The organism is Pseudomonas sp. IT-P44 (genome assembly GCF_949768225.1).
Taxonomy (GTDB): domain Bacteria; phylum Pseudomonadota; class Gammaproteobacteria; order Pseudomonadales; family Pseudomonadaceae; genus Aquipseudomonas; species Aquipseudomonas migulae.
Genome location: NZ_CATKQM010000016.1, coordinates 57,022 through 68,658 on the forward strand (window position 1 = coordinate 57,022; position 11,637 = coordinate 68,658).

General features: G+C 59.6%; 10 protein-coding genes. 8 read left to right on the forward strand and 2 right to left on the reverse strand.

Annotation, left to right across the window (positions count from 1 at the left end; translation table 11 throughout):
- Window positions 1-86: 86 nt before the first annotated feature.
- Both ACM6IO_RS10210 and gcbA read right to left on the reverse strand, forming a co-directional pair.
- Window positions 87-2,033 (reverse strand): methyl-accepting chemotaxis protein, encoded by a 1,947-nt coding sequence (locus ACM6IO_RS10210; protein ID WP_207284768.1) that lies wholly within the window; start codon window positions 2,031-2,033, stop codon window positions 87-89.
- Between the two features lie 52 nt (window positions 2,034-2,085).
- Complete coding sequence (gene gcbA / locus ACM6IO_RS10215; protein ID WP_223414954.1) at window positions 2,086-3,756, reverse strand: diguanylate cyclase GcbA; 1,671 nt, start codon at window positions 3,754-3,756, stop codon at window positions 2,086-2,088.
- A gap of 315 nt (window positions 3,757-4,071) precedes the next feature.
- Here gcbA and ACM6IO_RS10220 point away from each other — a divergent pair, with 315 nt between their 5' ends.
- The 8 genes from ACM6IO_RS10220 to speA all read left to right on the forward strand — a co-directional run bounded on the left by ACM6IO_RS10220 (window position 4,072) and on the right by speA (window position 11,485).
- Window positions 4,072-5,223, forward strand: coding sequence for a DUF2515 family protein (locus ACM6IO_RS10220; RefSeq protein WP_414911401.1), 1,152 nt, complete (start codon window positions 4,072-4,074; stop codon window positions 5,221-5,223).
- On the forward strand, window positions 5,220-5,951 hold the full coding sequence (locus ACM6IO_RS10225; RefSeq protein ID WP_414911402.1) for a hypothetical protein: 732 nt from the start codon (window positions 5,220-5,222) through the stop codon (window positions 5,949-5,951). The genes ACM6IO_RS10220 and ACM6IO_RS10225 overlap by 4 nt, the downstream gene beginning before the upstream one ends.
- Window positions 5,930-6,436, forward strand: a complete 507-nt coding sequence (locus tag ACM6IO_RS10230) for an Hcp family type VI secretion system effector (RefSeq protein ID WP_192226977.1) — start codon at window positions 5,930-5,932, stop codon at window positions 6,434-6,436. Before ACM6IO_RS10225 ends, ACM6IO_RS10230 begins: the two co-directional genes overlap by 22 nt.
- Window positions 6,433-6,909 carry a hypothetical protein gene (locus tag ACM6IO_RS10235; protein ID WP_223435125.1) on the forward strand — a complete coding sequence of 159 codons (477 nt, stop codon included), beginning with the start codon at window positions 6,433-6,435 and terminating at the stop codon, window positions 6,907-6,909. The genes ACM6IO_RS10230 and ACM6IO_RS10235 overlap by 4 nt, the downstream gene beginning before the upstream one ends.
- Window positions 6,910-7,062: 153 nt before the next feature.
- The gene (locus ACM6IO_RS10240; protein WP_008031276.1) at window positions 7,063-8,130 is read left to right on the forward strand and encodes a DUF2333 family protein; all 1,068 of its coding nucleotides are present in this window, start codon (window positions 7,063-7,065) and stop codon (window positions 8,128-8,130) included.
- 3 nt (window positions 8,131-8,133) lie between these two features.
- Window positions 8,134-8,691, forward strand: coding sequence for an NUDIX hydrolase (locus ACM6IO_RS10245; RefSeq protein ID WP_008031277.1), 558 nt, complete (start codon window positions 8,134-8,136; stop codon window positions 8,689-8,691).
- 291 nt (window positions 8,692-8,982) lie between these two features.
- Entirely contained in the window at window positions 8,983-9,354 is a 372-nt protein-coding gene (locus ACM6IO_RS10250; protein WP_008031278.1) for a translation initiation factor Sui1, read from the forward strand.
- A 217-nt stretch (window positions 9,355-9,571) separates the two neighbouring features.
- Window positions 9,572-11,485: an arginine decarboxylase gene (speA, locus tag ACM6IO_RS10255; RefSeq protein WP_008031279.1), complete on the forward strand. Its 1,914-nt coding sequence runs from the start codon at window positions 9,572-9,574 to the stop codon at window positions 11,483-11,485.
- The last annotated feature ends 152 nt before the right edge of the window (window positions 11,486-11,637 follow it).

The following is an 11,637-nucleotide window of genomic DNA, read 5'->3' on the forward strand; positions in this document are numbered from 1 at the left end:
GCGAAGAACGATGACACGGTTCGCCTGATAAACCGTGTCGTTTGGTTCGCGGGCAAGCCTCGCTCCTACAGGTATGTGGCGGTCTGTCAGACGCGGAATGCCTGAACGGCCGTATGCAACCGCCCGCCCAACACCAACAAATGCTCGCCTTGCTCACGCCCCTCACCGATACGCAGCAAGTTATCCCCGCCCAATTGGTGAATCCGCTCACTGTGATCGCGGATTTCGCTGACGGCTCCGCTCTGCTGAGCCGTGACATCGGCAATGCGTACGGCGGTGTCGGAAATCGTCTGGATCGCCCCGACGATTTTATCCAGCGCACCGTCGGCCGCCTGGGCCTGATTGGCTGTCGCCTCCGCGTGTTCAACCTGCGCGCGCATGCCTTCCACCGACTCTCGGGCCGCTGTCTGCAGCCCGGCGATCAAGTTCTGGATCTCTGCCGTAGCGCCTGCGGTGCGCTGCGCCAATGACCGAACCTCTTCCGCCACGACGGCAAACCCGCGTCCCATTTCCCCGGCGCGGGCCGCTTCGATGGCGGCGTTCAGGGCCAGCAGGTTGGTCTGGTCGGCAATCGAGCGGATCACCGTCAGCACGCCGCCGATGGTGGCGGACTCCTCGGCCAGGTGTTCGATCATCTGTGCATTGCTTTGTACTTCGCCCACCAGCGCATGCAGCCCGGTGAGGCTCAAACCGATGACTTTCTGTCCATGTTCCACCGCCAATCCAGCATGGCGGCTGGCGTCGGCAGCCTGGCTGGCATCGCCGGCGACTTGTTGAATGGTCGCTTCCAGCTCGCCGAGGGAGTCGCGGATCAACGCGGTGTCACCCGCCTGATGTTCGGCGCCGCTGTGCAAATCATTGCTCAACTCGGCCAGGGTGCGGCTGCTGCCGGCAACCTGCTCGGCGTTGAGGCGAATGGTTCCGACCAGATCGACGAGGTAGGCGCGCAGTCGATTGAGCGAGGCCTGGATGTCATGCAGTTCGCGATTGGTCTTGCCCAATTCGATGTCGCGGCTGAAGTCGCCTTCGGCCCAGGTCGAGAGTGCCGGCGCGAGGTTGGTCAGCGTCCGGGCCAGGCGCCGTTGCAGGGTGTCGATGAGTAATGCGATCAGCAGAATCAGGCCGATCATCACCCCTTGCATCAGCCGCACTTCGCTCTGGATCTGCCCGTGCTGGGCACGGACCACCGGTTCCAGCCCGGCGATGGACTGTTGCACGGCAGCGATTTTCTGGTGCGTCGCGGCGCTGAGGTCGGCGCGTTTCTGGATCTGCTCGCGGGTTCGCGCCAGCTCTGCGGGATAGCGCGTGAGCAGGCTGTTGAGCTCGCGTTTGAGGCCGACGCCGGCATCTTCCGCAACGGTTTTTTCGGTGTTCTCCAGGCCCATCATTGCAGCGAAATCGTCGGTGCCCGATTCACTTTTACTGGTCACGCCCAAGAGCGGCAAGGCGTTCAAAAGCTCGGCTTGCGTGCGGATGTTGGTGACTTCGCGCTCGACATCGGCGGCCAGTTCGCTGCGGCCGCTGCTGACCAGTTTGTCCCGGGCCAAAGAGAGTTTGCCCAGGTGTTGAGAGGCTGCGAGCAATGGCGTCAGATAGTTCGCGTTGCTGCTGGCGTATTGACTCAGCTGGTCGAGGCTGGCGCCGAGTTCGCGTTCGGCTTGCAGCAACAGCGCCTGAGGATCGCCCGCGAGTTTGCCGGCGGCCAGCAGGTCGGTTTTGCTGAATTCATCCAGGTTCGACAGGCTCGGACGCAAACTGTCGGCCAACGTCGGCGGTAGCTCGGCGAGTTCCTTTTGCAGGCCGTCGATGGCTTGGCTGGCGCTGCTCAGGCGCAAGGCATCGCCGCTGGCCAGGTAATCCTCGATGTTACGCGCCACTTCATTCTGGAATTGCTGGGACAACCCGAGGTAGCGCTCCATCAATAGATAGGGGCGCTCCAGGGCTTTTTGCGACCACCAAAGCGTGGCGCCGAGGGCCACGCACACGGCGACTAGAAGGAGGGTATTGAGATTGGTCAGCAGCTTCAGGCGCATCAAGGGACTACCAACGGCGAAATGGTAAGTGCCTGAAGTTATTGCGTTTCTGTTACAGGGTTATGACTGACTGGGTCGATTCCGATGAAAAAGTGGCACTTTGCTTTGACGTCCGTGCGGCTTGTACACGGTTGCGTCCGGCATGCTTGGCACGGTACAGCGCCTCGTCCGCCTGGCTGGCCATCATCAGGCCGTCGGAGTCTTCGCACAGCTCGACCACCCCGGCGCTGAACGTACACCAGAGGTCCTGGGGCTGAGCGGGGTAATGGATTTCGGCGAAGCGCTGACGGATTTCGTCGAGGACTTTGCAGGCCGCTTCGATATCGGTGTCCGGCATGACGATGGCAAATTCTTCGCCGCCGTAGCGGCCGATGAAATCGGTCTTGCGCAATCGTTGCTTGAGGAACAGCGCCAGGCTCTTGATCACACGGTCGCCCATGGGGTGGCCGTGGCTGTCGTTGACCCGTTTGAAGTGGTCGATGTCGAGCATCGCAAAGCTCAGCGGCTTGCTCTCGCGGCGGGCGCGGAAGCTGCAGTCTTCGAGCAATTGCAGAATGTGTGTGTGGTTGTACAGCCCGGTGAGGCTGTCGCGGACCATCCGCGCTTTCAGATTGCGCGCCCGCGCCGCGCGGTTGCGCACGGTGGTGATCAGGTGCCGGGGCTTGATCGGTTTGGTCAGGAAGTCGTCGCCGCCCTCGCTCATGGCGTCGAGCTGCTTGTCCAGATCGTCTTCGGCCGACAGGTAAATGATCGGCACGCTGACATAGCGGTCATTGTGGCGGATCACTTTGGCCAGTTCCGTACCGGTGCAGGCCGGCATGTACATGTCGAGAATGATCAGGTCGGGCTGGAAATCCGCCAGTTCGGCCATGGCCTGGATCGGCTCGATCAAGGTGCGCGTGACGATCCCGGCGCTGTTGAGCAGGCGCTCGGTGTGCAAGGCCTGGGCGCGGGAATCGTCGATGATCAGCACTTTATAAGGTTCGTACTGCGCGACGCAGGTCAGGACTTCGATTTTCTCCAGCAGGCTCGAGGCTTCGAGGGTGCCGGTGAGAAACTCCTGGCCACCGGCACGCACGGCGGCGAGGCGGGTCGGGGTGTCGGTTTCGAGCAGGCTGAAAAACAGCAGCGGCAACGGTTCATCCAGACCGACCTGGGCTTCGGCGGCCAGTTTCAGGCCGACGCCGGGGCCGCTGAAGTCCACGTCCATAACAATCGCGGCCGGCAAACGCTCGACCATCGAGGAGCGAAACGCCGACACGCTGTCGAGGGACTGGGCGCTGAGGCCGAAAAATTCCAGTTGTTTGGCCAGTCGTTCGGCACGGTCGTGATCCTGCAGCATCACGTAGATCGGCTTGCGCAACGGCGGCAGGAAGGTTTGTTCGAGCTGATCGCCATGGCGCAGGCCGGTACGCGACAGGCGCTGCATCAAGCGATTGAGGTCAGTGATCAGGCCGCTGCTCAGGCGTCCGCGATTGGCGTCGACAGCCTCCAGCGACTGGCCGATATGGCGTGCCAGTTGCGTGTGTTCCGGTTGTTCGAAGCGCTCGGCGAAACGCAGCAGGCGCAGGTTGGCTTCACTCAATTCCGATAAGTCGGTGGTGGACCACTCACTGCGTTGCAGGCGCTGCCAGATCTCAAGAATTTGACGTGCCTGATGAATTACCCGCTGGGCAAAGTGGTGCTTGAGGCGCTCACGGCTGGGGTCTTCTGGCTCGGTCATATCCTGACTACTAGTTAGGGTGCATGCTGAGATCGACTGGTGGCTCTATGCTAGCACCTCTTTTCAGTCGCATGAGTGTCGTATGTCAATAATCTGCAATGCGACGTCATTCAGTTTCTGACTGGCGGGTCTGAAAATGTGTGTCGGTGATCTGACATTACCCATGATCAGGGCCTCTCCTGCCTGTTTTCGCGAATCGTCTGTCATCCCGGCGAGCGTTACTTGTCAGGGAGTTCTGATTTTTCGCCGGCAGACTTGAACCGGATTTTCGGCTGGTAGGGTGTCAGGGAAACCCTTAGATGCCATCGGCCCATCATGACCCAGTGTTTCAAAGAACATCCCAGCGACGAGCAGCGCCTGAATCACAACAGCACGCCCGTTGCTGATTGTGAATGCAAAGAGGAACTGCTCTATGGGAGCAAGACGTTTGTTACCGACGTCCCGATTCTGACGTGCGCGTGCCTATGGCGACACTACCAGCGGGAGGCGGAGGGCATCGTCGCACCTGGAGGGGTATTGATTGCCGACCCTGTTGAGCGCAACCGCGCTATCAATGCTGCGTACGCGCGACTCTGGTTGCACGATTCCAGATTTCAGTGGGCCGGGCTGGCGGCGTTTGCCTCCAAGCAGGTTGGCTGCGGATTGCTGCATGCGGCGGACAGCATCGATCTCATCCGCGATGAGCATGAGTCGCGGGAGCGTATGCGTGACAGCCGCCGAGAGCATGGTTTGCTGACGCCTGACAGGATGGCCGGGCAGGCGCAAGAGTTGCGTGACTATAAGGAAGCGGATGCGCGCAATCCGGTGTCCTCTTTGGATTTTCATTCAACGGGTGAGGAGCTGTCGCTGGTGCAGCAGCAGTTCAGGCATGTGCACGACATGATGGCGCTGGGGAACACCACGCTGTTTCTGGATGTTTTTCCGTTGCATGAGTTTTATGCGAAACGGGGTTTGAGGGAGTTGAAGAAGTGCCTGGACGCCCGGAAGAGAATTTACGGGCATCCGAAGTTCCCGGTGTTGTGGCCAGCGGGGGAGGAAACGCTGAAGTTCGGGGTGGCTCACTTCGAAAATTTGCTGGGCTTTGAGGCGATAGAGGACGGAGACATCGCCGCAAGTGTTGAGCATTTGGCGCGGCATGAGCAGAACAATATCCTCCAGCCGACGATTTACCAGAACCGTCAATTGGTGGCGTTGCTGCGTGCCAACCACGCGTCCTACGTCACGGGGTTTCCTTCAGGCGTTGCGCAGGCAATTGAGTTGACGCTTACCAGTCAATGCCAACGTGTCGAGGATGGGCGCACCATCGATTTTGGCGACAACCCGTTGGCGGACTTGTCCGACATCAAGCAGCGAATGGCATTCGTGCTGCAGGCCGCCGCACGTTTTGACCAGATGCTCGGTGACCACAACCGTTATGCATTGGAGCAGTCGATCAACGAGATCGCAGCAAGCGGTAGTAGTCAATGACTCTTCGACCACATTGGTTCGGCTGGCGCTGCGGCGCCTATCTTCTTGTCCTGGCTGTCCTGACGTGGGCCTCCATTCAGCAACTGACGCAACCTCTCTGGGATGAACCCGAAATCGTCTTGGAAATAGGCGGGACGTATGAAGATCTACGCAGAAAATCTTCAGCGCCCTTTAGTCCGGAGATACGCGGACATATCTGGTCCGGTATCCCCATGACCGATGCGAAATTGCGGTTCGTCGACCCGCAATTTGGGTTCACCACTCCCGCCGCGCGCTTCTTTAGTGTCGGATTTGACGACAACATCATTTTCGGTATCCGCATGTCCCCGCAGATCGAGCCACTACTGCTCGATGATGCCCTGGAAGTAGCGCTGGATTTACAAGACCAGTGGCGCGGGGGGGGATGGAGGGTGGCCGGTAGGACACGCTATCCACCCTTTGCCGACACGCCTGAATGGCGAGCGCAGCTGCGAGACAAAGGAGGCTCGGTTTACTGGAAGGCCGGCAAAAAATATCAAGTCTTGATGTACGTCCACCGTTTCAAATACGACCAACGGCCTGATGAAGAGCGCTACCTCATCACACTGTCGATCAGCAAACCGTGGACGCCTTTCGCAGAAGATGGGGATGAAGACGCTCTAATCGAATTGGATCAATCCATCCCGCTCACCCCCTTGTTTCCCAAAAAAACCAAAGGAGCCCCACCATGCCAACCCCCGCCTTCATGACCCTCCACGGCGAACACCAAGGCCTGATCAGCGCTGGTGCTTTTACTGAGGCGTCGGTGGGCAACATCTATCAAAAGGGGCGTGAGGACCAAATCATGATCCAGGCCCTGAGCCACGGGATCTTCGTACCGAAAGGGTCGGGCGCAGGTCGTCGGATGCACAAGCCCTTGATCGTCACCAAGGCCATCGACAAAGCGACACCGCTGATCAACAACGCTTTATGTTCTGGAGAATTGCTAAAAATATGCCGCGTCGAGTGGTATCGCACCTCGGCTCAGGGAACCCAGGAACATTTTTATACGATGGAACTGGAAGACGCGGTGATCATCGGCGCTGAAGTGCTCATGCCGCATTGCCAGGATCCCGGTACGGCTCACCTCACTCAAGTGGAGAAAGTCCATTTCAGTTACCGGCGCATTAATTGGCGGCATGAAGTCAGTCGAACCATGGGTTCCGATGAGTGGAGCACTGAGGTGCCGGGATGAGGTTGGTCAACGAGCTCGATCTGTCCGAATGGGAGCGCCAACATGCCTGGCCCAGTGAGCAAGCGCTGGAGCTTGTGCGCCAGGCGCTGCAAGATCGGCAGCTTATCGATGGAATGGACGAGTTGCGTGCCGGCCTGCTGATCGATATCGAGAGCGAGGTGCTCGACCCGATCGAGCGGGGGGAATGGCGGTTGGTCAGGCCTGAAGCCGATTACGCTGACTGGGTAATGCCGGAGCGGACCTTTGATCCAAAGGTAATGGAGCTGATGCTAAATCCGCCCGTCCAGCCGTCGAGAACGCCAAGAGTCTTTCGCCTCCGGGACAGCGTAACCGGTGAGCCGCTGGCGCTGCATGACTACATTGCGACGGTGGATGGGGACACGGCGCCACGCAGGACCGACGGCAAGGGCATCGCTCATCTGTTTACATCAACGGGGTGGCAGCAAATTTCAATGAAGGTCATTGGCGTTTAACCCTGGCAGGGCGACTAGAATTCATCGGCGCACGGTTGTCACAGGCCTGACGCTAATTTCTGCGGATAACCCGACGACGGGTGCCGGGCAAAGGCACGTTGTTGTATGGTTGTGGTCGAACCGATGAACTCAAGTGATTGAAAGGATATCGCCATGCTGGACTGGAAGAACCGCGCGGGCAGCGCGCCTGAACGTGCCGCTGAACCGAAATCGGCTACCCGCAGTTACATCGGTGGCCTTTTGTTCAGTCGGGCGCTGGCCACGCTGATCGGCCTCTATCTGATTGTGGCCTTTGTGCTTGGCTGGTACTGGAGCCAGGAGCCGGCGCTGTTCCCGGTACAACAGAATGCTCAAGTGGCGGCCGAGAAAGAAGGCAAGCAAATGGTCATCGGCTACACCACGGTCGAAACACTCAAGACCGTCGCCGATACCTTGCTGACCAAACCGGGCGGCTACATCTCCAACGACCGTTTCCCGCCGGGCCTGTGGATGGACAACACGCCGAGCTGGGAATATGGCGTGCTGGTCCAGGTCCGCGATCTGACGCGGGCGTTGCGCAAAGACTTTGCCCGTTCGCAGTCGCAATCGGCCGAAGACGCCGATCTGGCGAAAGCCGAGCCGCGTTTCAACTTCGACAATAAAAGCTGGGTGCTGCCCTCCAGCGAGTCCGAGTATCAGGAAGGCATCAATTCCCTGAGCCGCTATCAGGCGCGCCTGTCCGATCCTTTGCAGAAAAACGCGCTGTTTTATGCTCGCGCCGACAACCTGAACAACTGGCTGGGCGATGTGGGCACTCGTTTGGGTTCGCTGTCGCAACGCCTGTCGGCCAGCGTTGGCCGGGTCAAACTGAACACCGCGCTGAAGACCGAAGTGGTCGCGCCGGGTCAGGTGCCACAGGTTGACGAGGAAATCGTCGAAACCCCGTGGATGCAGATCGACAACGTGTTCTATGAAGCTCGCGGTCAGGCCTGGGCCTTGTCCCACTTGCTGCGTGCCATCGAAGTCGACTTCGCCGATGTGCTGGCGAAGAAGAACGCGACCGTCAGCGTGCGCCAGATCATTCGTGAACTGGAAGCGTCGCAGGAACCGGTCTGGAGCCCGATGATTCTCAACGGTAGCGGCTTCGGCGTACTGGCCAACCACTCGCTGGTCATGGCCAATTACATTTCCCGGGCCAACGCCGCAGTGATCGATTTGCGTCAACTGCTCAATCAGGGCTGAGTCATGGTCGATAACGCCAGAGAGGCCGCCCACCGCGCGGCCTCGGATGCCGAACAGATCGCCTGGGTCGACGAGCAGGACAACCTGCTCGGCGCACTGGTCCGCTCGGACCTGCGCGAGCGCGGGCTGATCGGGCGCGGCACCTACATCATGCTGTTCAATTCGGCTGGTGAACTCTGTGTTCACCGGCGCACCCTGAGCAAAGCGATTTATCCGGGGTACTGGGACGTGGCGGCGGGGGGCATGGTGCTCGCCAGCGAAACCTACGCCGAATCGGCCGCCCGCGAGCTTGAAGAAGAGTTGGGCGTGAGCGGCGTGGAACTCACTGCCCATGATCATTTTTTCTTCGAAGACACCGGCAATCGTTTGTGGTGTTCGGCGTTTTCGGCGGTGTGGGACGGGCCGTTGACCCTGCAACCGGAAGAGGTGCTCGAAGCGCGCTTTTTGCCAATCGATGAAGTGCTTCGGGAAATCGACGAAAAGCCTTACTGCCCGGACTCTCTGGCCGCGTTGAAGCGCTATCTCCGGGCTCGTGGCGGGGACGTCGCAAAAGAGGCATAAATTGGCGCCGATTGGCTCTTAGCAAGTCGGCTTTTTGCCGTTACACTGCGCGACCTTTTCAAGCTGAACCGTATTGCTCTTTGTAGGAGCGAAGCTTGCTCGCGATGGACGTTAACGATAACGCGTGCATCCAGATTGTACGCATCGTCCTTGCGTTCTTCGCGAGCAAGCTTCGCTCCTACAGGGTTGTTTCGGTTCAGTAGCGCTGCCCCTGCCTGAGTGGGGCTTCGCGGTCGATGGCACCTGCCCAGGTTGCCGCGACCAGTCTTTGTCCTCCCAAGAGGATTGCCGGTGGCCAAAAAAGCCGCATCCTTCGCCGCCCTTGGTGGCCTGGTATTTTCCACCGACGCAGGTCGTCATTGCCCGGATTGCAGTAAGCCGGTGGACGCCTGTATCTGCAAACAGACCGTTATCCCGGCCGGCGACGGCATCGCTCGCGTGCGTCGCGAAAGCAAGGGCCGTGGCGGCAAGACGGTGACCACCATCACCGGCGTGCCGTTGGCTGAAGACGCGCTCAAGGACCTGGCCACCACGTTGAAGAAACGCTGTGGCACCGGTGGGGCGTTGAAAGACGGAATCATTGAGATCCAGGGCGATCATGTCGAGCTGCTGTTGGGCGAGCTGATCAAACTCGGTTTCAAGGCAAAGAAGTCCGGCGGCTAGCAGCCTCTGTGAAAACCACCCTCGGCTTGACCCGGTCCTGATTTCTTCTGGCCTGGCGTCGCCTACATGGTTTTCACAGAGCCTGTTCTGACCGGTTTCTAAACTCACTGCGGTCAGCGAGGTCTATCCCCTCGTTGACGAACCGTCATTTTCATCCTTTAGACTGCGCCGGCCTGAACCCAGGCGACGCTCTATGACTTCTTTATAGGGGACTTCAATGTCCGTACGACGCACACGCAAAGACGATGGCAGCCAATGGACAGTTGCGGACAGCCGCAGTGTTTACGGGATTCGCCATTGGGGGGCCGGGTATTTCGCGATCAATGACGCCGGTCGCGTCGAGGTTCGTCCGAACGGTCCGGCCAGTTCGCCTATCGACCTGTTCGAGCAAGTCGACCAGCTGCGTAAAAGTGGCTTGTCCTTGCCTCTGCTGGTGCGTTTCCCGGACATTCTGCAAGACCGCGTGCGTCAGCTGACCGGCGCCTTCGATGCCAACATCGAGCGCCTGGAATACCAGAGCAAGTACACCGCGCTGTACCCGATCAAGGTTAACCAGCAAGAAGCGGTGATCGAAAACATCATCGCCACGCAGAACGTGTCCATCGGCCTGGAAGCCGGCTCCAAGCCTGAGTTGCTGGCCGTGCTGGCACTGGCGCCGAAGGGCGGCACCATCGTGTGCAACGGTTACAAGGACCGCGAGTTCATTCGACTGGCGCTGATGGGCCAGAAGCTTGGCCACAACGTGTTCATCGTGATCGAGAAAGAATCCGAAGTCGGCCTGGTGATCGAAGAAGCCGCCTCGCTGAAGGTCAAGCCGCAGGTCGGCTTGCGCGTGCGCCTGTCGTCCCTGGCTTCGAGCAAGTGGGCGGACACCGGTGGCGAGAAATCCAAGTTCGGTCTGTCGGCGGCGCAACTGCTGTCGGTGGTCGAGCGTTTCCGCGCGGCGGGTCTGGACCAGGGCATTCGTCTGCTGCACTTCCACATGGGCTCGCAGATCGCCAACCTGGCGGACTACCAGCACGGTTTCAAGGAAGCGATTCGTTACTACGGCGAACTGCGCAACCTCGGCCTGCCTGTTGACCATATCGATGTCGGTGGCGGTCTGGGCGTCGACTACGACGGCACGCACTCGCGTAACGCCAGCTCGATCAACTACGACATGGACGATTACGCCGGTGTCGTGGTCGGGATGCTCAAAGAGTTCTGCGACGCGCAGAGCCTGCCGCACCCGAACATTTTCTCCGAAAGCGGCCGTTCCCTGACCGCCCACCATGCCATGCTGGTGGTGCAAGTCACCGACGTTGAAAAACACAACGACGACGTGCCGAAGATCGACAACAAGGAAGAGCTGCCGGAAACCGTGCAGTGGCTGGTTGACCTGCTCGGCCCGACCGATATCGAAATGGTCACCGAAACCTACTGGCGCGCCACTCACTACATGAGCGACGTGGCCACCCAGTACGCCGACGGCAAGCTGACCCTGGCGCAAAAAGCCCTGGCCGAGCAATGCTACTTCGCCGTGTGCCGTCGCCTGCACAACTCGTTGAAGGCGCGTCAGCGTTCGCATCGTCAAGTGCTCGACGAACTCAACGACAAGCTGGCCGACAAGTACATCTGCAACTTCTCGGTATTCCAGAGCCTGCCGGACACCTGGGCCATCGGCCAGGTCCTGCCGATCCTGCCGCTGCACCGTCTCGACGAAGAGCCGCTGCGCCGCGCGGTGCTGCAAGACCTGACCTGTGACTCCGACGGCAAGATCAAGCAATACGTCGACGAGCAGAGCATCGAGACCAGCCTGCCTGTGCACGCTCTGAATGAGGGCGAAGACTACCTGCTGGGGATCTTCCTGGTCGGCGCTTACCAGGAAATTCTTGGCGACATGCACAACCTGTTCGGTGACACCGACTCGGTGAACATCTACCAGAATGCCGACGGCAGCGTGTACCACGCGGGTATCGAAACCCACGACACCATCGAAGACATGCTGCGTTACGTGCATTTGTCGCCGGAAGAGCTGATGACCCACTACCGCGACAAGTGCGCCAGTGCGCGCATCAGCGCGGCCGAGCGCACCCAGTTCCTCGACGCCCTGCGTCTGGGTCTGACCCGTTCGTCTTACCTGTCTTCCTGAGGTAAGTCGCCGTTCTCGCCAGGTTGTCTGAAAATGTTCCGCGCGCTGCGGAAATTTCAGATGACCTGGTGCGGCGGTTCTCTGTTTTCAAGCGAAACGTCCCACACTCCCGGCTATCAAAGCCATATGGTCTTCTTTTCGCGTAGGCCATT